The organism is Clostridium sp. CTA-19, from assembly GCF_054767855.1.
Genome location: NZ_BAAABH010000012.1, coordinates 73,878 through 98,783, shown reverse-complemented (window position 1 = coordinate 98,783; position 24,906 = coordinate 73,878). Strand labels below are relative to the sequence as shown.

General features: G+C 26.4%; 23 protein-coding genes and 10 tRNA genes. 29 read left to right on the top strand and 4 right to left on the bottom strand.

Features of this window, described 5'->3' with window-relative positions; genetic code table 11:
• The 12 genes from ACYUE0_RS08755 to ACYUE0_RS08700 all read left to right on the top strand — a co-directional run bounded on the left by ACYUE0_RS08755 (position 1) and on the right by ACYUE0_RS08700 (position 3,473).
• A tRNA-Lys gene (locus tag ACYUE0_RS08755) sits at positions 1–76 on the top strand.
• 6 nt (positions 77–82) lie between these two features.
• Positions 83–166, top strand: a tRNA-Leu gene (locus ACYUE0_RS08750).
• A 9-nt stretch (positions 167–175) separates the two neighbouring features.
• A tRNA-Gly gene (locus tag ACYUE0_RS08745) sits at positions 176–250 on the top strand.
• A 4-nt stretch (positions 251–254) separates the two neighbouring features.
• Positions 255–328, top strand: a tRNA-Gly gene (locus tag ACYUE0_RS08740).
• Between the two features lie 5 nt (positions 329–333).
• Positions 334–410: transfer RNA gene (locus ACYUE0_RS08735), tRNA-Arg, on the top strand.
• 52 nt (positions 411–462) lie between these two features.
• A tRNA-Lys gene (locus tag ACYUE0_RS08730) sits at positions 463–538 on the top strand.
• 42 nt (positions 539–580) lie between these two features.
• Positions 581–656 (top strand) — tRNA-Lys (locus ACYUE0_RS08725).
• A gap of 16 nt (positions 657–672) precedes the next feature.
• A tRNA-Pro gene (locus ACYUE0_RS08720) sits at positions 673–748 on the top strand.
• A 14-nt stretch (positions 749–762) separates the two neighbouring features.
• Positions 763–836: transfer RNA gene (locus ACYUE0_RS08715), tRNA-Gly, on the top strand.
• 383 nt (positions 837–1,219) lie between these two features.
• Positions 1,220–1,296, top strand: a tRNA-Arg gene (locus ACYUE0_RS08710).
• A gap of 602 nt (positions 1,297–1,898) precedes the next feature.
• Positions 1,899–2,297, top strand: a complete 399-nt coding sequence (locus tag ACYUE0_RS08705; RefSeq protein WP_460270240.1) for a VOC family protein — start codon at positions 1,899–1,901, stop codon at positions 2,295–2,297.
• 579 nt (positions 2,298–2,876) lie between these two features.
• Positions 2,877–3,473 (top strand): NUDIX hydrolase, encoded by a 597-nt coding sequence (locus ACYUE0_RS08700; protein WP_460270239.1) that lies wholly within the window; start codon positions 2,877–2,879, stop codon positions 3,471–3,473.
• 196 nt (positions 3,474–3,669) lie between these two features.
• Here ACYUE0_RS08700 and ytaF read toward each other — a convergent pair whose 3' ends face one another.
• Positions 3,670–4,293: a sporulation membrane protein YtaF gene (gene ytaF / locus ACYUE0_RS08695; RefSeq protein WP_061996990.1), complete on the bottom strand. Its 624-nt coding sequence runs from the start codon at positions 4,291–4,293 to the stop codon at positions 3,670–3,672.
• A 467-nt stretch (positions 4,294–4,760) separates the two neighbouring features.
• Here ytaF and ACYUE0_RS08690 point away from each other — a divergent pair, with 467 nt between their 5' ends.
• The 8 genes from ACYUE0_RS08690 (at position 4,761) to ACYUE0_RS08655 (ending at position 13,120) form a co-directional block, all read left to right on the top strand.
• Positions 4,761–6,452 (top strand): peptide ABC transporter substrate-binding protein, encoded by a 1,692-nt coding sequence (locus ACYUE0_RS08690; RefSeq protein ID WP_460270238.1) that lies wholly within the window; start codon positions 4,761–4,763, stop codon positions 6,450–6,452.
• A gap of 715 nt (positions 6,453–7,167) precedes the next feature.
• Complete coding sequence (locus ACYUE0_RS08685) at positions 7,168–7,794, top strand: DUF488 domain-containing protein (RefSeq protein ID WP_199869737.1); 627 nt, start codon at positions 7,168–7,170, stop codon at positions 7,792–7,794.
• Between the two features lie 163 nt (positions 7,795–7,957).
• Positions 7,958–8,398, top strand: coding sequence for a MarR family winged helix-turn-helix transcriptional regulator (locus ACYUE0_RS08680; protein ID WP_061995557.1), 441 nt, complete (start codon positions 7,958–7,960; stop codon positions 8,396–8,398).
• Positions 8,398–8,793, top strand: a complete 396-nt coding sequence (locus tag ACYUE0_RS08675; protein WP_061995556.1) for an HsmA family protein — start codon at positions 8,398–8,400, stop codon at positions 8,791–8,793. Before ACYUE0_RS08680 ends, ACYUE0_RS08675 begins: the two co-directional genes overlap by 1 nt.
• Positions 8,794–9,005: 212 nt before the next feature.
• Entirely contained in the window at positions 9,006–9,662 is a 657-nt protein-coding gene (locus tag ACYUE0_RS08670) for an ABC transporter ATP-binding protein (protein ID WP_061995555.1), read from the top strand.
• Positions 9,662–10,408, top strand: a complete 747-nt coding sequence (locus ACYUE0_RS08665; RefSeq protein WP_460270237.1) for an ABC transporter permease — start codon at positions 9,662–9,664, stop codon at positions 10,406–10,408. The genes ACYUE0_RS08670 and ACYUE0_RS08665 overlap by 1 nt, the downstream gene beginning before the upstream one ends.
• A 198-nt stretch (positions 10,409–10,606) precedes the next feature.
• Positions 10,607–11,740 carry a hypothetical protein gene (locus tag ACYUE0_RS08660; protein ID WP_460270236.1) on the top strand — a complete coding sequence of 378 codons (1,134 nt, stop codon included), beginning with the start codon at positions 10,607–10,609 and terminating at the stop codon, positions 11,738–11,740.
• A gap of 264 nt (positions 11,741–12,004) precedes the next feature.
• On the top strand, positions 12,005–13,120 hold the full coding sequence (locus tag ACYUE0_RS08655) for a ComEC/Rec2 family competence protein (RefSeq protein ID WP_460270234.1): 1,116 nt from the start codon (positions 12,005–12,007) through the stop codon (positions 13,118–13,120).
• Positions 13,121–13,166: 46 nt separating this feature from the next.
• On the opposite strand, the gene ACYUE0_RS08650 is transcribed toward ACYUE0_RS08655, so the two are convergent.
• Both ACYUE0_RS08650 and ACYUE0_RS08645 read right to left on the bottom strand, forming a co-directional pair.
• Positions 13,167–14,264: an AI-2E family transporter gene (locus ACYUE0_RS08650; RefSeq protein ID WP_460270232.1), complete on the bottom strand. Its 1,098-nt coding sequence runs from the start codon at positions 14,262–14,264 to the stop codon at positions 13,167–13,169.
• A 293-nt stretch (positions 14,265–14,557) separates the two neighbouring features.
• Complete coding sequence (locus ACYUE0_RS08645; RefSeq protein WP_061995550.1) at positions 14,558–15,496, bottom strand: magnesium transporter CorA family protein; 939 nt, start codon at positions 15,494–15,496, stop codon at positions 14,558–14,560.
• Between the two features lie 320 nt (positions 15,497–15,816).
• On the opposite strand from ACYUE0_RS08645, the gene ACYUE0_RS08640 reads away from it, so the two are divergent.
• The 4 genes from ACYUE0_RS08640 (at position 15,817) to ACYUE0_RS08625 (ending at position 20,069) form a co-directional block, all read left to right on the top strand.
• On the top strand, positions 15,817–16,365 hold the full coding sequence (locus ACYUE0_RS08640; protein ID WP_460270231.1) for a manganese efflux pump: 549 nt from the start codon (positions 15,817–15,819) through the stop codon (positions 16,363–16,365).
• 15 nt (positions 16,366–16,380) lie between these two features.
• Positions 16,381–17,841: an aminoacyl-histidine dipeptidase gene (locus ACYUE0_RS08635; protein WP_460270230.1), complete on the top strand. Its 1,461-nt coding sequence runs from the start codon at positions 16,381–16,383 to the stop codon at positions 17,839–17,841.
• 251 nt (positions 17,842–18,092) lie between these two features.
• Positions 18,093–19,271 carry a NupC/NupG family nucleoside CNT transporter gene (locus ACYUE0_RS08630; RefSeq protein ID WP_460270229.1) on the top strand — a complete coding sequence of 393 codons (1,179 nt, stop codon included), beginning with the start codon at positions 18,093–18,095 and terminating at the stop codon, positions 19,269–19,271.
• Between the two features lie 375 nt (positions 19,272–19,646).
• A complete protein-coding gene (locus tag ACYUE0_RS08625) occupies positions 19,647–20,069 on the top strand; it encodes a Fur family transcriptional regulator (RefSeq protein ID WP_460270228.1) in 423 nt (140 codons plus the stop codon).
• Positions 20,070–20,077: 8 nt separating this feature from the next.
• Here ACYUE0_RS08625 and ACYUE0_RS08620 read toward each other — a convergent pair whose 3' ends face one another.
• Positions 20,078–20,212: a hypothetical protein gene (locus ACYUE0_RS08620; RefSeq protein WP_460270227.1), complete on the bottom strand. Its 135-nt coding sequence runs from the start codon at positions 20,210–20,212 to the stop codon at positions 20,078–20,080.
• A gap of 294 nt (positions 20,213–20,506) precedes the next feature.
• Here ACYUE0_RS08620 and ACYUE0_RS08615 point away from each other — a divergent pair, with 294 nt between their 5' ends.
• From ACYUE0_RS08615 to ACYUE0_RS08595, 5 genes are all read left to right on the top strand, one after another.
• Complete coding sequence (locus ACYUE0_RS08615; protein WP_460270225.1) at positions 20,507–20,899, top strand: DUF6762 family protein; 393 nt, start codon at positions 20,507–20,509, stop codon at positions 20,897–20,899.
• 33 nt (positions 20,900–20,932) lie between these two features.
• Entirely contained in the window at positions 20,933–21,991 is a 1,059-nt protein-coding gene (locus ACYUE0_RS08610) for an HD-GYP domain-containing protein (RefSeq protein WP_460270224.1), read from the top strand.
• Between the two features lie 72 nt (positions 21,992–22,063).
• Positions 22,064–22,714, top strand: a complete 651-nt coding sequence (locus ACYUE0_RS08605) for a rhomboid family intramembrane serine protease (protein ID WP_460270222.1) — start codon at positions 22,064–22,066, stop codon at positions 22,712–22,714.
• A 109-nt stretch (positions 22,715–22,823) separates the two neighbouring features.
• Entirely contained in the window at positions 22,824–23,885 is a 1,062-nt protein-coding gene (locus ACYUE0_RS08600) for an HD-GYP domain-containing protein (RefSeq protein WP_061995543.1), read from the top strand.
• 48 nt (positions 23,886–23,933) lie between these two features.
• Positions 23,934–24,902, top strand: a complete 969-nt coding sequence (locus ACYUE0_RS08595) for a ribonuclease H1 domain-containing protein (protein ID WP_460270220.1) — start codon at positions 23,934–23,936, stop codon at positions 24,900–24,902.
• Positions 24,903–24,906 lie beyond the last annotated feature (4 nt).

Below are 24,906 nucleotides of genomic sequence, written 5' to 3'. Positions count from 1 at the left end.
GGTTCACTAGCTCAGTCGGTAGAGCACATGACTTTTAATCATGGTGTCCGGGGTTCGATTCCCCGGTGAGCCACCAAATTATGCAGATGTGGCGGAATTGGCAGACGCACTAGACTTAGGATCTAGCGCCTTTGGCGTGGGGGTTCGACTCCCTTCATCTGCACCAATTAAATAAGCGGGAGTGGCTCAGTGGTAGAGCGTCACCTTGCCAAGGTGAACGTCGCGAGTTCGAATCTCGTCTTCCGCTCCAATATGCGGGTGTAACTCAATGGTAGAGTGCTAGCCTTCCAAGCTAGTTACGAGGGTTCGATTCCCTTCACCCGCTCCAARTATGCGTTTTTAGCTCAGTTGGATAGAGCAACGCCCTTCTAAGGCGTGGGCCAGGGGTTCGAATCCCTTAAAACGCACCATATACAAAAGGATAAAGGATTTTAAAGGAACAGATGATGGACTTTGTAATAAGTGCCATTAGCTCAGCTGGAAGAGCACTTGACTCTTAATCAAGGGGCCCAGGGTTCGAAACCCTGATGGCGCACCATTTAAACGAAAGATAAGAGATTGAAGTGAATCAACACAGTGTGTGCCATTAGCTCAGTTGGTAGAGCACTTGACTCTTAATCAAGGAGCCCAGGGTTCGAGCCCCTGATGGCGCACCATTTAAAACTAAAATATCGGGGTGTGGCGCAGATGGGAGCGCGCGTGGTTTGGGACCATGAGGTCGCAGGTTCAATCCCTGTCACCCCGACCACTTTTATAAAATATGCGGGTGTAACTCAATGGTAGAGTGCTAGCCTTCCAAGCTAGTTACGAGGGTTCGATTCCCTTCACCCGCTCCAAATTGTTTAAAAAGATTACTAAGTTAAAGTTTTACTTTAGTTTGGTAATCTTTTTGTTTTTTGTATTTATAAACGTATACCTTACCTATTTCAATATATATTCACCTTATATAATTACATAAGGGTTAAAAATAACACATAAGCTTGAAGTTAATACTATAAACTAAAGTATTTTAATATGTTTACGATTATAAAAATAGTAAATAATAAATAATGTAAAGCTTATTAGTTTACATAAATACTTATAAGATTTATTAGTATTTTAGATTATAGCTTTATGAATAGAAGTTTAAGAGTAATGTGTATTGATTATCATATTAATCTAAAAGTATTAAATTATACATAATTGTTAAGCAAGAAAAATATATATATAAAATAAATAAGCACCTATAGCTCAGCTGGATAGAGCGGTGGACTTCGAATCCAATTGTCGCAGGTTCAAATCCTGTTAGGTGTACCATAAATATTGAAAATAGGGCATTTGCAGAGATGTGAAAAGCTCTATGGAGAATACAGTTGATTGTTTAAGTAAAAAATTACTTAGAAATTGGCTGTATTTTTTTAAGACAAAAATTACTAAAAGGCTTGAGTTACCGTATTTTGAGGGATTATAAACTTTATAAAAAATATATTGATAATTATTTTCAAGAGTACAACGTACTTAAGGTGGAATATTTTATAGAATATATGGCACATATAAAATTTAACTAATAAAATTATTACTGTAGAAGCAGATAACAGTGAAACAAATTATTAAGATAACACACTTTATACAATTTCAGCTAGTTAAAAATGTTTACAACTGTCAAAATTTTAAGTATAATTGAAAATGTGCAAAAAAATAAACTTACGTAAAAACACCACATAAGTTTGATTCGAAAATTAAATTATTTTGTTTTTTAAAATTAATATTATTCTAATATATATTCTAAGTAGTTGTCAAGTTGTTTTTTAGAATATATTAAATATATAATAAAAGAAAATTTGAAAGGGTATAGGTGGATAATTATTAGAAAAATAAGAGATTAAAAGAAAGTTTAAATAAACAAAGGTGGTATTAACATGTCAATTATACATCATATTTGTATTCAAACAGATAGGTACGAGGAGTCGCTTAAATTTTATACTGAAATTTTAGGGTTTAGATTAATTAAAGAAACAAAAAATTTTCATAGTAGAAAGTTTAATTCCTGGTTACAATTAAAAGACTTTATGATTGAACTACAAACGGAAAAGACTGGGGATACATTAAAAGATTGGAGTTCATTAAATAAAGGAATAGTCCATATGGGTTTTTTAGTTAATGATGTTGAAAAAGAATATAATAGAATAAAAGAATTAAATTATAATAAATTTAAAATTGAAAATGGGAAAGAACTATACAAAGTTGAAGATGGCTATTTATTTAAAGTAAAAGCACCAGAAGGAACAGAAGTTGAGATAAGAGATAAAAAAATATAACAGTTTATACATTTCACATTAAAACTTGGGAATGTTATAGGGTTGAAAGTTGACTCTTAAAGTTATCCATTCCAAAACTTGGATACCCAAAATAGTGAGACATGCTCTGAATCGCTTAGAATTCAACACTACTTTTTGTATAAAAATATTTTAAAGTTATTGAATAAATTTAAATTTGAGCTTGTTTCTCTATAATTAACCTAACCACTGTATAATTATTTATATAAATATGAGTTAAATATATTAAAGATATAATATGATAAAATGACTTAAACAGTAATTTTTAGGAGTATATCTGCTTTGAATGAAGTTAAATTTATCAAATCCTGTTAGGTGTGCCATAAATATTGAGAATATGGAATTTACAGAGGTATAAAAAGCTCTACAAATAAGACTGATAGTTAATTTATATGATTAATCATAAAACTATCGGTCTTTTGTGTTATAAACGTTTAAAAACAAATAGCTTTAAAAATAAATTTAGAATAACATGTCTTTATTTATGAATTTCAGAAAAGTAAAAGCTACTTGTAAAAGATGTTATAATTATAATAATATAAGAGTATAGGGGGATAGAAAATGAATTTTAAAAAACAAATTGAAAAATTTACACCTAATAATGAACAAGAGATTCAAGATAAGAAGATAATTCTTCAGTACATAGAAAAATTCCCACATAATATTTTAGTTAGAGAAAATGAGTTTGCACATATTACAAGTTCAGGTTTTATATTAAATGAGAATCTAAACAAGATGTTGATGATACACCATAATATAAGAAAAACATGGTCCTGGACAGGAGGGCATGTAGATGGAGATAAAGATTTTCTACATGTTGCTATAAAGGAGGCAAAAGAAGAAACTGGAGTTAATAATGTAAAGCAACTTGGAAGTGAAATTGTATCATTGGATGTTTTACCAGTAGATGGACATATAAAGAATGGGAAATATGTTAATACACATGTACATCTATCTGTAGCATATATTCTTATTGTAAGTGAAGAGGAAAGATTAAAAGTAAAAGATGATGAAAATAGTGCTGTAGCATGGTTTGAAATAGATAAACTTAATGCAAAGTATTTTAGTGATAGGGACATATATTTATACAATAAATTAATTAATAGGGCTAAAGATATTAATAGAAATAATGAATTTAATATAGGAAAGAATAAGTAACTTAAAAAATTTATGATAAAGAACTGAAAATTTTAATGAATGTATAAAAATAGGACTTTAAAAGTTTACTTTTTTAAAGTCCTATTTTTATTAATATATAGTGAGTTACATTACTAAAATTAATATATCGAATAAAAGATTGTCTTGTGCTTCTACATTAGTTTTTTTGTTTTCTTTCAAGAAAAAATATATATTTTTAAATAAATAATTCATAGCAACCTAAAAATATAATTATTGCTCCAGATATAAGTGAAGCATACTTTCCAAATAATTTAGAGAGATAACTAGTACCAATTAAATATCCTAAAGTAATAAATAATAAGCTAAATATAAATGTGAAAATAGTAGTTAAAAATATATTAAGACCTGTTATACTTGCCCCAATTCCAACGCCTAAGTTGTTTATGGTAAGAGCGAATGCAAGTAATATTGATTCTTTAGCATCTATACATGAAGAATTATCACTATCGATTAATTCAGGATTGTCTAAAATGTTTTTGTACTCACCAATCATATTATCTAATTTATTTTTTTTCTTTTTCTTTTGAAAGTAGGATTTTATAAAAAATTCTAATATAAACCATAATCCTAATAATATTAATATAGCACTTCCAAGTATATTTGCTGTCTTAGCTGAAATGAAATGAATTATAGCTTTACCTAAAGACATAGAAAGAAAAGTCCCTAAAGCTGATATTATAGCTATTAAAAGATTACTTAATATATTAATTTTAATTTTTTTAATTCCATAAGCTATTCCTACAGCAAAATTATCTATATTTGCTGAAATAGAAAATAGTAGTGAAGATAGTATATGCATTATATTCCTCCAATTAAAAGCTATATTCGTAGTATATTCATGAAAATATGACAATGTTCCACTTTATGAATCTGAAGTTAAATTTGAAATTTATTTAACTTCAAAAAACATATACTTGTTGCAGAATTCCATGTAAAATTATTTTTTTATTTTATTAATATAACTTTAGAGGAATATTTTGTATTTTAACAAGTAAAAATACTATAAAAAATACAATAAATTTTAAGAAATTGTTAAGGAAGAAAAGTATAAAAATGACATTTATATTAAAATATATTGCAAAAAATGCAAAAAACAATAATAAAAATACATTAAATTACATTAAAATTTAAAAAAATAAAATTTTATTATAAAATTGTTTCAAAATTCATAAAAATAAAACTTGATTAGATTTGATTAAAAATATAATCTATTAAATAAGAAATATTTATATAAGTTAACTTATGACAAAAAGGGGGACGTTATCTATGAAAAATAAAAAGTTAATTGCAACTATACTAACACTTTCATTAGCATCATCAATATTAGTTGGATGTGGAAGCAACACTGAAAAAGATGAAACTAATGCTAATTCACAAGAAGTTAAAATGGACGAACAGCAGTATTTAAATACAGTACTTCTTGCTGAACCTAAAACGTTGGATCAATCTAAATCAAGTGATCTTTATTCATCTGTAATTTTAACTAATGTAGGTGAGGGATTAACTAGACTTGAAAATGATGAAGATGGCAAAGAAGTTGTTAAACCTGCAGGAGCTGAAAGTTGGGAACAATCAGAAGATGGATTAAAATGGACATTTAAGTTAAGGGATATGAAATGGTCTGATGGAAAACCAATAACAGCAAATGATTATTATTATGGAATAACTAGAACATTAAACTTAGAAATTGGATCACCATATGCTTTCTTATTATTCCCAATAAAAAATGCTTCTGAATATAATGCAGGAAAAGCAAAAGTTGAAGATGTTGGAGTTAAAGTTATAGATGACAAGACTATAGAATTTACTTTAGAGAATCCAACACCATATTTTTTAGATTTAACATATTTTAAAGTAATGCAGCCTCAAAGAAAAGATGTAGTTGAACAAAGTGGTGAAAAATATGGTAGTGAATCAAATACTATGGTATTCTCTGGACCGTTTATTATAAAACAATGGATTCATAATAATATGGTTGAATTAGAAAAGAATCCACAGTACTGGGATGCTGAAAATGTTAAATTAGAAAAAGCAACATTTAAAATTATAAAAGAAGAAACAGCTAGAATGAACGAACTTTATAACGGTTCACTAGACATGGCTGGAGTTACAAAACCAGAGTGGGTTAGTAAACTTGATGGAAGTGGACAATATGAAGTAATAAAGGGATATGATGCATCATCAGCATATATGTTTTTTAATCAGGATGATTCATATTTTAAAAATGAAAAAATAAGGAAAGCATTTATACTTGCAACAGATAGAGAAGGTATGAGTGAAACATTATATAAAGGTCTAGCAGAGCCTGCATTAGCTTGGTGTCCACCAGCCGTTCAAATTGGAGGGGAAGAGTTTAGAAGCAAAGTTAACTATAATCCTGTTGAAGAATTATCAAAGGAAAACCCTGATCCAAAAGCACTATTAATAGAAGGATTAAAAGAAGAAGGTATGGATCCAGACCCATCTAAACATACAATAAAGTTTTTACAATCAGGTACAGATGCTAAATCAAAGGAGTTTGCTGATTTTGAACAGCAAAATTTTGAAAAAGTATTAGGCATAAAAATTGAATCTGAATTTACTGAGTGGGCAGTATTTCAGACTAGAGAATCAACTCAAGATTATCAAATGGCTTCTATGGGATGGACAGGAGACTATAATGATCCTATGACATTCTTTGATATGTGGGCTAGTACAGCAGGGGTAACTAATACTGGATGGTCAAATGAAAAATATGATGGAATGATAGATGAAATCAGTAAAACAATTGACCAAGGTAAGAGAACAGAGCTGTTTAAAGAAGCAGAAAAATTGTTAATATATGAAAATGGTGTAATAAGTCCAACGGTTTATAGATTTAAAAATACATATGTTCGTAATTATGTTAAAAGCGTGTCTAATACAACATTTGGAGTTGGAGCTTCAGATCTTAAATATGTATATACTGCAGGACGTTAGAAAAGTGTGTTAAAGTTAATAGAAAAATAGGCTAGAGTTTAAATTTTAATATATTGATCGTAAAGGGCACTGAAAAGTGCCCTTATTTTAATTGAAATGTATTTATTGAAAATAACACTCTACTTAATGAGATAGAATTAATTTTAAAAATAAAATATAATATAACAAAAGTAATAAAAAAATAATAATTGTATAAAACTATTATTATAAATTAGCAGATTTAATTAAAATTGTGTAGTGTTATAGGGAAACTAAAAAATTATTAATTAATAATCAAATATTAATTTAAGTTTTTTAACTTGATAAATGAATAATTTTAGAACCTTATATATAGGGAAACAAGCTCAAATTTAAATTTATTCATCAAATTTTTGTTATCAGTTGAGAAAAATAAGTGCAAATATATTTAGTTAAGAATTATGAATTTAGGATGAAAGTGGCAACCACTTTCTAAAAATGATTTTAAAAAATCTATCAATATAATTTGCTTTGCAAATTTATAAAAAGGTACGTTGAGAATTACTAGGAACGAAGTGAGTAGCAATAACCACAACTGATCACTATTCACTCTTAACTTTTAACTAAAATAATTTGTTAGTTATTGATAAAACATTAATTTGAATTTTCTCATTTGATAAATGAATAAGTTTAAGATTTAATTTGGAACCCTATAGCACATTAAGTAGTTGTATATGAAAATAATAGGGAGATAGCAATGAATATTTTTACAATTGGTCATTCAAATTATACGATGGAAAAACTGATAAATATGTTAAAATACTTTAAAATTGATTGTGTAGTAGATATTAGGGGAACGCCTTACTCTAAATATAATGTTCAATTTAATAAAGAGGTTATAGAAAAATCTTTAAAAGATGCAGGTTTTATTTATATTTATATGGCAAAAGAGTTAAGCGCAAAAAGAGAAAATAAAACTTCATATAACAAAGAAGGTTATGCAGATTTTGAAAAAGTTATTTATGAAGATGAATTTAAAAAAGGAATTGAAAGATTGAAACTAGGGTGTGAAAAAGGATATAATGTAGCAGTTTTAGGTGCGATGCAAGATCCTATAAGGTGTCATCGCAGTATATTAGTTGGCAGAGCTTTAAGAAAAGTAGGATTTAGTGTTAAACACATATTAGATGATTATTCCTTGGCTACTCAAGAAAAAATAGAAGAAAAGTTATTAGAAAAATATTTTCCTAATAGGGATCAAATAACGATAGATTCACTAATTGGAAAGAATATTACAAAAGATGATATGGTTTATGAAGGATATAAATTAGCTAATAAAGAAATAGGATATAGAATAGAAAATTTAAAAAATAGTAATAATTGATTTGAAATTTATTAGTTAAACATCAAAGAAGAATCTTTGATGTTTTTTTATACAATAGTTTCTGTGAAATTTCATTAAATATATTGACTAAAATAATTATAGGAGTATAATAGTTCGCATAGGAACTATTTAGTTCTTATGCGAACTAAAAGGAGGGTATTTTATGAAAGACACTATGAATTCTTTTCAAATAGCCATGTTGATTAAAGAAATATATTCAATGACAACTAATAGCATTAGTAATAGTTTAAAACCATGTGGACTAACACATCAACAGATTATGGTAATGAAATTAATAGGTCATAAAAAAAAGATTACTATTTCTCAATTATGTGAGGAAATGTCTTTAGCAAAAGGAACTGTTTCGGGAATTGTACAAAGGTTAGAAAATGCAGGGTATGTAAAAAAAATTAAAGATGATAAAGATAAAAGAAATACATATGTAGTTTTTTCAGAAAAAGGATTAGAGTTTGCTAAAGAATTTAGAACATCTATAAACAATACTTTTGATAAGCTATTTGAAAGTTTAAGTATTGAAGAGCATAAAAAAATAGAAGAAGCTCTTAAATTATTATCTAAAAAAATGAAAGAGAGTGAAGAATAATGGATATAAAATTAATTTTTGCAATAATAACAATTACATTGGCATTAGTATTTTATACTACAGGTGTATTTGGGGAAAGAAAGTCTAAAATGCTTCAAAAAAAGCATGTGGTTATATTTTGGTTAGGGTTAGTATGTGATACAGTAGGTACATTAACCATGGGGCAGATAGCCAAATCTCAAACAAACAGTATCTCAACAATATCTCAAAACATACATGGCATTACAGGGGCTTTAGCTATATTTCTAATGTTATTTCATGCTTTATGGGCAACATGGGTTTTATATAAAGATGATAAAGATAAAAAAGTATCATTTCATAAGTTTAGTATATTTGTTTGGTTAGTTTGGTTAGTACCTTATGTAGTAGGCATGGTTATTGGAATGAGTAATTAAGTGTACATATAGATATTTAAAATAATTGATAAAACATAATTTTAAATCCAATAAAAACTATAATAACTAATATTAAAGCTAAGAATCAGATAAAGACAGGATTCTTAGCTTTAAATTTGTTAATACACAAAAAGCAATATTTTTAACTTATAGATAATAAATGTATAATAAATGTATGTTTAAATTTATTGTAATAAATACAGGGGGAACTTATGAAAATACTAAGTGTAAAAGATGTGCATTACAAAAGAGAAAATACTAATATACTTAATGGAGCAACCTTTAATGTGGATAAAGGGGATTGTATATCCATTATAGGGCCATCGGGAAGTGGAAAAAGTACATTGCTTAAAATTTGTGCGGACTTATTACCGATAAATAGAGGGGAATTATATTTTAAAGGAGAGAATTATTTAAACTATAATCCTTTAGAAATTAGAAAACAAATAAGTTATTGTGTTCAATTACCATATTTATTTGGTACAAGTGTTTATGATAATTTAGAATTTCCATTTAAGGTACGTAAAGAACCTTTTGATAGATATAGGGTTATAGAGCTACTTAAAAAGTTTAATCTAGAAGAGGAATTTTTACAAAAAGATATAGTTAATTTATCTGGTGGAGAAAAGCAAAGGGTTTCAATTATAAGAAATTTAATTTATATACCCGAAATAGTGTTATTAGATGAAGCTACGTCAGCTTTAGATAAAGAAAATTCTAAGTGTGTTGAAAATTATATTAAAGAATTAAATATTCAAGGGCTAACTGTTTTATGGGTTACTCACAGCTTAGAACAAAGCACTAGCATTTTTAATAAAAGAATATTGGTTTCAGAAGGAAAAATAGATAGAATGGAGGTTATTAAATAATGAGTACAATGTCACTTATTATAGCATCATGCTTGGTTGCAATACCTATATTTATATCTTATAAAGAACATTTAAATTTAGAAAAAGAAATATTGATAAGTATTTTAAGAGCAATTATTCAATTGGTCATAGTGGGGTATATTTTAGATATAATATTTGGGTTGGAAAAGCCAATTTTTACAATTTTGTTAATATTAATTATGATTATAAACGCAGCTATAAACACTAAAAAAAGAGGTGAAGGAATAAAAAATGTGGTTTTAATATCTTTTATATCTATGGTTTCTGGAACCATAGTAACTATTACTGTACTTGTAGCATCAAAAGCTATAGTATTTAGACCTAATGAAGTTATACCTATAGCAGGTATGGTGGTAAGCAATTCTATGGTGGCTATTGGATTAAGTTATAGAAATTTAATTAATTCTTTTAATATAAGAAGATCAGAAGTAGAAGTTAAATTGTCTTTAGGTGCGGATATTAAAGAAGCGTCTAGAGATATTTTGAGAGAAAGCATAAAAATGGCACTATCTCCAACTATTGATTCAGCTAAAACTTTAGGAATAGTTTCATTGCCAGGAATGATGACTGGACTTATTTTAGCAGGTACTGCTCCACTTATAGCAATTAAATTTCAAATAATGGTTACTTTTATGATTCTATCTTCATCATCGATATCCACAATGATAGCTACATATATGAGTTATAAAGACTTTTTTAATGATAGAAAACAATTAAAAATATAGTTATAAAAAACTGTTTTAAAGTAGAATTAAAATGTTACTTTAAAACAGTTTTTTTATATTATAGCAAATTTAAAATTAGAATAAAATTTGAGAATATAGTGAATTAAAATTTTTACAATAAATTAAAATAGATGGTTTAAAATAGTAAATATATGTTAATGATATAAATGAATATATATTATAAAGGGGATGAAGTCAATGAAAATAGTTGATTTAAGAAAATACGACTTCTACTTTGGAAATGTGACAAAAGTAAATGATAAAGAGTTTATATTTGGACATATGAATAAAGAATGTGGAAATGTCTATCTTAATTTTTATAAATATGATTTGATCAAAGATAGCATTATAAAACTAAATAAGTACGGCATACCAATGTATGATTTTGCAACTACACTAAGTACTATTGTAGAGGATGGATATATTTATACTAATGTTTTAGGAATTTCTAATTACTATGATTTTTATAAGATTTCTATTCAAGATGGTGCTGTAGAAAAGTTATATAGCTTTGATAAAAGTGGAATAATAAATATGTTAAACAGCAGATATGTCTTAGCTTACGGAGAAGATTATAAAGATGATGAAGATATGTATGAATCTATATATGAAGAAGATGGAATTTTATATTTAATAGATTTAATTGAAAGAAAGACATATGTTATAAAAGATAATGTAATTAGGCTTGAAGATGGTGGATATTTTAAAGTTTACAAGTATAATAATGAGGAATGGATAGTTTTTGAAACAGATCAAAATATAAACGATAATTCAGTAAAGCTACATGTTCATAAAGATGGTTATGGTGTTAGTTTAATGAGAATTAATGTGAGTCAATTAGTAGAAGATGTTAAAAATAATGAAGAAAGTTTAAAGGTAATACCTATAATGGAGTGTACAGAAAATATTGGAGTAAGATTTTTAGAAATGGATAATGATAACATTTATTTTAAAGCCACTGATTTCAAAAATAATATTGAAAAAATTTATGAAATAGGTAAAGAAAAATTTCATATAAGTGAGATTAAAGAGTATAATATTGAAGTAGACAAAGAAGGCAGAAAATACACAGTTTATGACATTAATAGTAAACAATTAATCTTTAAAAAGTTAAAAGGAGAAAATGTTTTTTATTGTGAAAAAAGTAATAAAAAAGTAGCATCTAAATGGGAAAAAGAAGAGTTTATAAAAATTATAGATAATAATATGATATTAGAGTCTGTATATGAAGATAAAATAAGGGCTATAAATTTAGAGGATTTAAGTGAAAAAGAGTATGAAAATAGTTATGAAATAATAGGAAACAACCTTATACTATTTGAAATTATTTAAAATCAAATAACATGTTTTGCGAATAAAAGAAATATACTGTATTAAGTATATTTCTTTTGTTTTGAGGTGATATTATGAAAAAAATAAATATAAAATTAATTTTATGGGTAATATTTTGGATAATAGCAGGATTATTTGTATATACTGCGTATAATGTACTTATAGGTTTTACTATTTAAAAAACAGAATTATATATAATTAGGTTTATGATATAATGTTTTAGATAAATTAATTATTATATACGGAAGATGAGGAGTTAAACAAATGAAGAATAAGTGGAAAATTAGAACTATAATAAGCTTGCTATTAGTGTTTATGGTAAGTTTTTTAATGATTGGTTGTGAAATAGAAGGGGATATTTCAGATAACAAAAACACTAAAGAAAATAATTTAACTGTAAGTTTTATAGATGTAGGACAAGCAGACAGTATTTTAATACAATGTGGAAATGAGACTATGTTAATTGATGCAGGAAATAATGATGATGGAAAAATAGTAGAAAATCACTTAAAAAAGATGAATGTATCAAAAATAGATTATTTAGTAGGAACGCATCCACATGAAGACCATATAGGAGCTTTGGATTATGTGATAGATAATTTTAAAATTGGTACTGTTTATATGCCTAAAAAGACAGCTACAACTAAAACTTTTAAAGATGTTGTAAATTCTTTAAATAAAAAGGGATTAAAACCTATAGCACCTAAGGTAGGGGATACTTTTAATATAGGTTCAGCAAAGGCTACAATTATTGCACCAGCAGAAGATTATAAAGATGCCAATGAGTCTTCTATAGTTATAAAAATTCAATATGAAGATACAAGTTTTCTATTTGCTGGAGATGCAGAAACTCTTTCAGAAAATGATATGCTTAAAAGTGGAATAGATTTAAGTGCGGATGTTTTAAAGTTAGCACATCATGGATCACGTACTTCTTCTAGTGATAAGTTTTTGGATAAGGTAAATCCTAAGTATGCAATTATAAGTTGTGAAAAAAACAATGATTATGGTCATCCACATATAGAAACTATAAATAAAATGAAAAATAGAGATATTATAGTACATAGAACAGATGAAGAGGGTACAATAATTGCTACCAGTGATGGTAAAAATATTAGTTTTGATAAAAATAATGGAACTTATAGTGAAGGTGCAAAAGTTAACCTAGAACAAAATGATGAAAAAGATATAGAGGCAGATAGTATATCAGAAAATAAGAATGAAGATGATATGAAGGTTTATTTTACTGAAAAAGGAAAATCATATCATTTAGATAAAGGTTGTTCTAGTCTTAAAAACAGTAAAAACATATTAATGGGAACATTAAAAGAAGCAAAAGATAAGGGGAAATCTGATCCTTGTGATAGATGTGCATTATAATATAAATAAAAAAACAGAATGACAAGTAAAAAGTCATTCTGTTTTTTTATATTGAATTCTTATTGTCTAAGATCTTTTTAGTTTTAGTTTGTTTTGTAAAGTTCCAAATGTTAATAATTAAAACTTTAAATATATTATATATAGGTACTGCAACAAATGCTGCAAAAAAACCTCCAAAATATACACTAGCAGTAATAACAATTATAGTTGTTAAAGGATACATGTTAAGTTGGTTTCCTGTTATATTAGGAGTTATTACATTTCCCTCTAATTGCTGAACAATTATCGCTAATAGTACTACTTTTATAACCATAGGGAAACCCATACCTAATGCTAAGATTAGTGCTGGAAATACTCCAAGTACTGCACCTAAAAAAGGTATAAATGAGGTTATAAATGAAAAGAAAGATAATACGAAAGCGTTAGGCATTCCAAGTATCAAATAACCAATAAACATTAAACTGCCAAGTATAAATGCTACCATTACTTGAGCAGAAATGTATTGTTTTAAAACAGTATCAATGTCTTTAAGAATTTTTATGATAAATGTTTTAGATTTGCTAGGTAAAAAATTGCAAAGGGAGTTATATATCCTATATTCATCTTTTAATATGTAAAACATTATTATAGGAATTAATATAAGTTGCGCAAAAAAGTTACCTACAGAGCCAACTACAGAAAAGGCACCCATACTAATATCTAAAAATGAGGTTGTTATAAATGATGATAATCTACTTAGCATATCATTAAATTTAAGAATATCATTTAGTTGTGGAAATAAATAGCTATACTTATTAGCCAAATTTTCTAAAGTTTGATTTAAAGATTCTATTAGTGAAGCGCCCTCATTAGCTACTACTGAGCCTGTAAATATACTCATCATAACAATTAAAACTATTATAGAAACTATAGTTATAATCGTTGCTAAAGCATTAGGTACATTATGATCTTTTAAAAATCTATTTATTGGTCTTAGAATATAGTAAAGAAATATAGCTAATATCATAGGTATCAGCATAGCATCCTTTAAGCTTACAAGTGGAGTTAATATGAAATTAACTTTTGTTAATAAAAATATACCTAATAATATTAGATTTAAAATTACTAGATAATATATAGGTTTTTTATTTACCAATATGTACACCTCCTTATAAAATTTATTAGATAAATATAGAAAAACAATCTCGCATTTAAATTTATTCAATAATTTAAAAATATTTTCATACAAAATATTGTGTTGAATTTTAAGCGTTTCCGAGGATGTCTCACTATTTTAAGTATCCAAGTTTTCAAATAATTATTTTAAAAGTAAACTTGGAATTTGATATTATACCAATTATAGCAAAAGCTTTTTATAATTTAAACTGCTTTTAAGTTATAAAAGTTATTTATCTTTAAAAATTAATTATTTTAAGGATAAATAACTTTTATAATTAATTAAAACATATCTTTTTTATTGAAAAGTAGTGCTACACATACAGTAATAACTAATATTATTAATACAGTGATAAAAAAACCAAATTTACCATCAGTGAATGGGATTCCACTAACATTCATACCAAATACACCAGAAATAAGGGTTGGTATAGAAAGTACAATTGTAACAGATGTTAAAAATTTCATAACCATATTTTGATTGTTAGAAATAATAGAAGCAAAAGTTTCTGTAGTACTGCTTAAAACATCACTATATATGTTACACATTTCAATTGCTTGACGAGTTTCTATTATTACATCTTCTAATAAATCAGTATCTTCATCGTATTTTTTTAACATTTCTAATTTAAGTAACTTTTGCAATGTAACCTCATTAGATTTTAAAGATGTTGAAAAATATACTAGTGATTTTTGTAAAGATAAAAGTTGAAAAAGTTCCCTATTTCTTATTGATTTATAAAGACTCTTTTCTACTAATAGGCTCTTTTTATTTATTTGTCTTAGATATAATAAGAAATATTTAGCTGCTCTAAATAAAATTTGCAACATAAATCTTGAACGTTTAAAGGAATAAAAAGATTGGATTTTTCCTTTTTCAAAATCACATATTATATTACTATCTTTAAGAGATACAGTTACTATAGTATCTTTTGAATGTATGATTGCTAAAGGATAAGTATCATAAGTTAACGAGTTATCATCTATATCAGTAATAGGAATATCAATAATAACTAAAATGCAACCATCTTCAATTTCAATACGGGATCCTTCTTCTTCATCTAACGCTGCTTTTAAAAAATCTAATGGAATATTAAGTTTACTAGATACAAAATGAGCTTCTTCATCAGTGGGGTTAATCATATTAATCCAGCATCCATTTTGAATAGTATTTATTTTATTTAAATTACCGCTAAGCTCACTTTTGTAAATTGAAAGCATAAATTAACACCTCATTATTAAGAGCCTAGGAAAATTATATACTTTTATTATATTATTGACAATAATTACTCAATAAATCATAATAATTATTATTATAATAAATATACATATATATATATGTATATAGGGATACAAGTTTAAATGAAAAATTATAAATGAAAATTTTGATTTAAATTAAGAATAGTAAAAAGCTAGTCACTAATATAGTTTTTTATTTATATAAAGATTTCTAGAGTTATGGATGTATATAATAAAACTTTAGATTAGAGCCTTATATACGTAGTTTTTCATGTTTACTAATTAATTAAATGGAGGCTTAGATGAGCATTATTCAACTTTTCTGGATAGCCATTGCTGTTGGATTAGATGCATCAGCAGTAGCATTTGGAATTGGTTTAAATGAGAAGGTAGAAATGAAAGATAAATGTTGTTTAACATTATCCTTTGGTTTCTTTCAATTCTTATTTTCCTTCATAGGTGGAAGCCTTGGAAAAACTTTTTCAGACAATATAATAACAGTACCAACTATTATAAGTGGAATGGTTATAGCTATAGTTGGTATAATGATGATCAAAGAGGGCATGGAAAACCAAGGAGAATATCCACTGCTAAGTGGAAAAATATACTTTATAATTGGAATATCAGTGAGTATAGATGCAATGGTTGTAGGTTTTATAACTTTAATAAATATTACTTATGGTATTTTAATGATATATAGTTTAATTATTGGAAGCATTGCTTTAATTATGAGTGTAATATCCTTCATAATTTCAAAATATTTAGGCAGAATAAATTTAATAGGTAAATATGCAAACTATATAGGTGGGGTGATATTAATTTTATTTGGATTAAAGATGATTTTTTTATAAGAGAGGATGAAGAGAATGATTAATAAATTAAAAGGATTAAAATCTTATTCAGCATTTAAGTTTTTTAGAGAAATGAATGAAATTCCAAGAGGATCTGGTAATGAAAAAGCAGTAAGTGATTGGCTTGTAAAATTTGCAAAAGAGAGAAATTTAGAAGTTATTCAAGATGATGCTTTAAACATAATAATTAAAAAACCAGCAACAAAAGGATATGAAAATTCAAAAGGAATAATACTTCAAGGTCATATGGATATGGTTTGTGAGAAAAATAAATCCACAGAACATGATTTTGAAAAGGACCCTATTGCCTTTATTATTGAAGGGGATATATTAAAAGCGGATGGAACTACATTAGGGGCAGATAATGGAATTGCAGTAGCTTTTGGTTTAGCAATATTAGATTCAAATGAAATACAGCATCCACCAATAGAATTAGTAGTGACTACAGAAGAAGAAACTGGTATGGGTGGTGCTATGAGTTTAAATCCTGAAAATTTAGATGGAAGAACACTTATAAATATAGATTCAGAAGAAGAAGGTAAATTTTTAGTAAGTTGTTCAGGTGGTGTTAGAGTAGATATTTCAATACCAGTTAAAAAAGAAGAATTATGTAGTGATAAAGAATTGCTGAAAATATCTGTAAAAGGATTAAAAGGCGGACATTCTGGAATGGAGATTAATAAAGAAAGAGGAAACTCTAATAAATTAATAGGAAGATTTTTAATGGATTTAAATTCTATTATAGATTTCAAATTAGCTGATATAAATGGTGGAGCTAAGATGAATGCTATTCCAAGAGAAGCAGAAGCAACTATAGAAGTTTCTAAAGAAGATATATCTAAAGTAGAAGTCAAAGTTTCAGAATGGTTTAAAATATTTAAAAATGAATTCCAAGGAATAGATGATGATATAGAATTAATTTGTGAAAAATCTACAGAAAATATAGAAAAAGTTTTTGATTTAGATTCAACTCTAAAAGTGTTAAGAATGTTATTTTTAATTCCTAATGGAGTTCAAACCATGAGTATGGCTATAGATGGTCTTGTTCAGAGTTCAACAAATATAGGTGTTGTTACAACTGAAAACAACTCTGTTAAATTTGACAGCGCTGTAAGAAGTTCTGTTAAATCATTAAAAAAAGCTATATGTGATGAAATGATAGTTTTAACAGAAATGATAGGTGGAACTATTGATTTTCAAGCAGATTATCCAGAATGGCAATATAAATCAGAATCAGCAATAAGAAATATATTTACAAAAGTATATAAAGAAATGTTTAATAAAGAAGCAGAAATAACAGCAATACATGCTGGGCTTGAGTGTGGATTAATAGGAGATAAATTTAATGGAGAATTAGATCAGATTTCTTTTGGTCCAAATATATTTGATGTGCATACACCAGGTGAACATTTAATTGTATCTTCAACAGAAAGAATGTTTAATTTCTTAGTAGAAGTATTAAAAGAAGCAAAATAATTATAGTTTATATAAAGATAAATTATATTATTTAAGATAAAATTGAATATTTAAAATGTTAAATGAAAATTCATTTTTCTTATATTTTTTAATAATTTTAAAATAAGGTTAATAAACTTTTTTGTGATAAAATAAGTTAGAATTTCATTATTAAAATTCTAACTTTAAATTAAGAAAGATAATAGTTTAAACTATTATCTTTTTTAGTTAGTGGAGTTTTATAAATTATTTAAAATATAGGAGGTATTTTTATGGTAAATATTTTATTTGGATTAATTGCTATAATTTTGTTATTATGTTTAGCTGTTTTATTTTCAAATAATAGAAGAGCAATAAAGTATAAAATAATTATTCCAGGAATCTTAGTTCAAGTATTTTTAGCAATTTTTGTATTAAAAGTGTCAATAGGCCAGAAAATTTTGATGGCAATAGCAAATGGACTAAATAGTATATTTAACAATGGATTTGAGGGTATAAAATTTGTATTTGGAGATTTATCTTTAGGATTTGTATTCGCTATTAATGTATTAGGACTAATAGTATTTACTTCAGCATTAGTTTCTTTGCTATATTATCTTAAAATTCTACCAATTATAGTTAATATAGTTGGTAAAGCGGTATCAAAAATTATGGGTACAACTTTAGGTGAAAGTTTCAATGCAGTAGGTAATATATTTTTAGGTGGTACAGAAGCACCTATACTTATAAAACCTTATTTGAAATCTATGACCAAATCTGAATTATTTGCAGTAATGGCAGCAGGATTTGGTAGTGCATCAGCAGCTATACTTGGAGGATATTCTATGATGGGAATAGATTCAAAGTATCTTCTTATAGCTATATTTTCCGTTCCATTTAGTACTCTTATGGTTTCTAAAATATTATATCCAGAAGCAGAAGATGTTGAGATTAAGGATATAAAAATAGAAAATAGTACAGCAAAAAATGTATTTGATGCAATAGGTGAAGGTACAGGTCAAGGATTACAGTTAGCATTAAATGTTGGTGCTAGTCTTATAGCTTTTATAGGATTAATGGCATTGATAAACAGTGTTTTGGGTGTAGTAGGGTTAAGTATAACATCTATATTGGGATTTTTACTAAGACCATTAAGTATATTATTCCATATTCCTTCAAGCGAAGCAGCAAGTTTTGCTTCTTTGATTGGGACTAAGATGGCAGTAAATGAATTTGTTGCATTTAGTGATATGTCATCTATAATAAATACACTTTCACCAAGAACTATAGCTGTATTATCAGTTGCGTTATGTAATTTTGCTAATTTATCATCTATAGGTATCCAAATTGGAGGATTTTCGATTTTAGCACCTGAAAGAAGAGAAGAAGTTACAAAAAATGGATTAAGAGCTTTGCTTTCGGGAACTATATCTACATTAATAACTGCAGCTATAATAGGGATGATAGTATAAGTACATATAATAATGACTGTTTTAAAGTAGGACGTAGATTTCTATTTTGAAACAGTTTTTTATTAATATTTTTTATTAGTAAAAAAACATAATAATTTATAATTATGGAATTTGTTGTTTAGTTAAAGAAAGATGTGTAAAATATACTAATGAATATAATTTATATCCTTATATAATATTAAATAATAGATTAATGTTCTTTGAAATTTTGTGTAATATATGTGTAAGAATATACATAACGGTATCCATAACGTTTATTTACACAAATATACTTGGAATTTTTGAACTGTTATTTTTAAAATATGTCTAAAATGATATAATTATTGTAAGTATATTAGTTAAATAATATATTTAAAAAAGAATTAAGGTGATATATTGGATGTATGTAAAGATCTTAAAGAAAAAAATTTAAAAGTTACAAAGGCTAGAGTTAGTATATTAGAGTTGCTTTTTAAATCAGATAAATGTTTATCTGCTAATGAAATATGGGAAAATATTAGAAAAACATTAATAGGAATAGATTTATCAACTGTATACAGAAATTTAGATGTATTAGTAAATAAAAATATAATTGAAAAAGATATTTTAGACAATAATATATATGTTTATTCTATTCAAGAGGATATTCATATGCACACTATAATTTGTGAGAGATGTAATAAAGCTTTTGAAATTGAATGTCCTATGCCTAAGCTTAGGGAATATATTAGATTGAAAACAGGTGTAATAATTACAGATCAATGTATAAATGTAAAAAATGGAATATGTAAGGAATGTAATAAAATAAGTGAGAAGTAAAAATTTATTTAAGGAAGATAGTATTGAACTACCTTCCATATACCATTTTTATTTAGTTGAAGTTCTAGTTTGTATTCAATAATGTTATAAGGTGCTTTATCAATAATTCCTGTTACTTTAACAATTGCAATACGATTATCCATAAACTCTATAGTAGAACTTTCAAGTTTGAATAGTTTATATTTATTAAATAGACCTTTAGTGGTATATTTTTTTATGGCATAGTTTATATCTTTGCAATTATTTTCACAATAATTATTATAAACAGTTAATGAAAGAAATAGTATTACAATTAAAAATAATGTTATAAGGATATACTTATTTAATTTATAACTGTTATTAAGTTTGAGACGTATAAAAATCACCTCTAATATAATTTTCACATTAAATATAATATTAAATATAATACAAAATATGCATAAAGGAAGGTATTTTAAATGGAATTTTCATCTTTAGTACTTATGGAAAGAGAAAAAGAAACAAATTATTTAGTTAAGGAATTAGGAAGTTATGAAGTGGGGGAAGGGGCTGAATATGTTACCAAATTATTTTATGATGGTGACGAAATAAATTTATACTTCGATACCCAAAAGGATGTAGAAGAGTGGGAATACACAGCGATATATGATGTTTTTAATGAAGATAAATTTGAAGAGAAAGGATTTAATATAGAGGTGTACGATGAAGAATATAACCCTACATGGATAATTAAATTCCAATATGATGAAGAACATGAAATAATAAAAGAAAAATTAGAAAAAATATGTTTATTAATAAAACAAGAGATGGAGAAAGCTTTTAGTGAAATAGAAACTATGAAAATAGGTTAAAAATAAATTTAAAGGTGTTAGGGTAGGGGAAAGATGCGTTTAGAGTATATTGGAAATGTAACCGACTCGGAGGTTTTAGGTAAAACTGTATTTGATAATGATGGTAGAATACTATTAAAATCTGGAGTTAAATTGACAAAAAGATACATAAAGAATCTTGAAAAATTAGGAGTTTATTATATATACATTGAAGATAAAAGGTTAGATGATGTAGATGTTGAAGACTGTAAATTAAATGTATTAAAACAAGACACGGTTAAATCTTTGAATAAAGTTATGAATAATGTAGGAATGTTTAATAAAACAACCACAAAAGAATATTTAAATAGGGTGACAGATTTAATTAACTATATATTAGATGATGGAGATATAAATAAAAGTTTATTTGATATTAAGACCTATGATAATTATACTATGATACATAGTGTAGATACTGGTGTGATGGCGGCATTTATGGGAATTGGTATTGGACTTAAGAAAAATGAATTAAATGATTTGGTAGTAGGTGGTATACTCCATGATGTTGGGAAAGTAAAAGTTCCAATATCAGTAATAGATAAGAAAGGTCCATTAACGGCAGAGGAATTTGAAGAAATAAAAAAACATCCATTATATGGCATAGAAATCTTAGGAAAAAATATAGCTATACCAGAAAGTGCATTAAAAATTGTAGAGCAACATCATGAAAAAGTTAATGGAAAAGGGTATCCATATGGGTTAAGTGATTTACAAATAAATAAAAAAGCTAAAATTGTATCTGTATGTGATGTTTATGATGCTGTAAGTAGTGATAGAAGCTATAGAAAAAGATTTTCACCTAAGGAGGCTTATGAACTTATATTATCGGATTCTGGAAGAAGTTTTGATGAAGATGTTGTAAGAACCTTTAGAAAAGTGTTTTCTGTTTATCCATTAGGGAGTTGTGTAAAATTATCAGATGGAAGAGAAGGGTATGTAATAAAACAAAATGAAAATTTTCCTGATAGACCAATTATTAGGATGTTATATGATTATAAAACTGGAATGCCCATCAAGTTTTATGAAATTGATTTATTAAAAGAACTAAATTTAGTTATTGTAGCTGTAGTTTAGTTATGATGTTCTATTGAAAGAGCATTTATAGGATAAAGATTTATTATAATATCAAAATTTAGGAGTGAGTGTATGAAAGTAAACAAAGAGCAGGTCCTAGAAAATTTTAAAAAAGGTCCTAGTGTAACATATTTACTGATAATGATAAACATTATTATGTATATTATCACTGCATTTACGTCTTTTTATTATTTTCATGGTGGAATATTAAATATAGATACGAGAGCAATTATTGTACTTGGTGGCATGGTGAATCTTTTGGTTAAAAATGGAGAATATTATAGGCTGTTTACTGCTGGATTTTTACATGCATCAATATTGCATTTAACATTGAATATGATTGCATTGAATGCCATAGGAAGTATTGTTGAAAAAATATTAGGAAAAGGCAAATTTATAATAATATATATTTTATCTTTGATTTTTGCATCATATGGAAGTTATGTAGTTGCTAATGTAAAACTTGGAGTAGGTATATCTGTAGGTGCATCTGGAGCTATATTTGGACTTTTAGGTTCTTTATTAATTATTGTATTTTTAAATAAAAAAATCTTTGGGAAAACTGTATTAAGAGGAATAACAGAAGTAATAGTTGTAAATTTATTAATAGGTTTTTTTGTGCCTAATATAGATATAACAGCTCATATAATAGGTGGAATCGTTGGAGCAATAATAACTTTTATAATAATTATTATTGAAAGAAAAAAGTTAAGAAAACAATAATAGAATAATTATTAGACATATTATAATAGACAATAAAAGATAGTAGAGTTACTGCTATCTTTTACTATTTTTTATTTGTGAAATATATAAATATGAGTAGGGGAATGGTATGCGTTTTGAGTTAATAACCAATGTGAAAGAAAATGAAATATTAGGGAAAAGCATATTGGATACAAGTGGAAGGATTTTATTGAAATCAGGAGTAAAACTAACAAATCAATATATAAATAGACTTGAATCTTTAGGCGTTATATATATATATGTAAAAGATGAAAGACTGGAAGATATAGAAATAGAAGATACAATGTTGAGTGGGTTAAAACAAGATATAATTAAGTGTTTAGGGAAGGTTATGAAAAATGTGGGATCATTACCCCAAACACATGTGAAGGAATATGTTGAAAGTGTTAAAGAAATGATAGACTATATAGTTGAGTTAAAAGACATAAATAAGAGTCTATATGAGATAAAGACACATGATAATTATACTATGCTTCATAGCGTAGATACAGGTGCTAATGCTGCATTTATGGGGTTAGCATTTAGAATGAATAGGGATATGTTGAATGAATTAGTTATAGGCAGTACATTACATGATATAGGAAAAGTAAAGGTTCCTATAAATATAATAGACAAAAAAGGTCCATTAACAAAGGAAGAATTTGAAGAAATAAAAAAGCATCCTATATATGGTGGAGAGGCCATAAAAAAAAGCTTTAATATATCAAATTCAGCGTTACGGGTTATATTAGAACATCATGAAAAAATAGATGGTTCTGGATACCCATATGGGTTAAAAGATGAACAAATAAGTATATACAGCAAAATAACAGCGGTTTGTGACGTGTTTGATGCGTTAACTAGTGATAGAAGTTATAGAAAAAAATTTAATCCAGCAGATGCTTATGAAATGATATTATCAGGATCAGGAACAAGTTTTGATAAAGATGTTGTTAAAAAATTTAAAAATGTATTTTCTATTTATCCCTTAGGCTGTAGAGTAAAACTTTCTAATGGCTATAGTGGGTTTGTAGTAAGACAAAATCAGGGGTTTCCGGATAGACCAATAATAAGAGTTATGTGTGAAAATAATGAAAAAGTACTAGGAAGTTATTATGAAATAAACTTATTAAGGAAAACTGATGTTATTATTATTGGAGCATTTATGTAAATATATTAAAATACCATATAGAAAATGTTATAAGTAAGGAGCTAGAATATGGCAAAAATAAAAAAAGTATATGCAATTAAATATGGATATGATAATTTGAAAAATTGTGAAGTGAAAAACATCATAGTAGACAATTGGAATGAATGTTCAAGGTTAATAAAGGGCGTAAAAGGAGCACAGTATAAGAGTTTTGAAATATTACAAGAGGCAAAAGACTATTTGAGTAATGATAAAAAACTTTTAAAAAAAGGGGTAGATAAATATCCAATGGATATATTACATATATATGTAGATGGAAGTTATAATTCAAGTAGTGAAAAATTTTCTTATGGGTTAGTGGCAGTTAAAAATAATGTTATAGAGTATATGGAAAGTGGTGCATCAGAGGATACATCTCAAAAACAAATAAGACAAATTGCAGGAGAACTAAAGGCTACGATACAAGCAGTAGAATATGCTAAGTTAAAAGGAGAAAAAAAAATAGTTATATTTCATGATTATGAAGGAATATATCATCATGCATTAGGAACTTGGGAGAGAAAAGATTCATCATCAAAAGAGTATTATAATGCTATAAATAAATATATTAATGAAGATAAAATAGAAATTGTATTTGTAAAAGTTGATAGCCATACAGGGGATGTATACAATGAAATAACTGATAGTATAGCTAAAAAAGCAATTGGAGTGCCATTAACTGATGCAGTAAATAAATATATAAAAGAAAATGAAATAGCTGTAAGTGGTATAGAAGAAGAAATAAAATTAAAAGGGATAACTAATGAAAGGTATCATTTTAATATAAAAAATATTAAGGAACCGTCCAAAGAAAATAATATAGAAATAGAAAATTCAATAGATATGTTAGATAGAAATGAGTTAATAATTAAAAGAAAAGAAATAAAAGAAATTTATTTGAATTTAGGGACAGACAAATTAAAGTCAAAACTTAATAAACTAAAAAAACAGGAGCTAATTAATTTGCTAATAGAATTTGTTAAATTAGATAATGAATAATAAA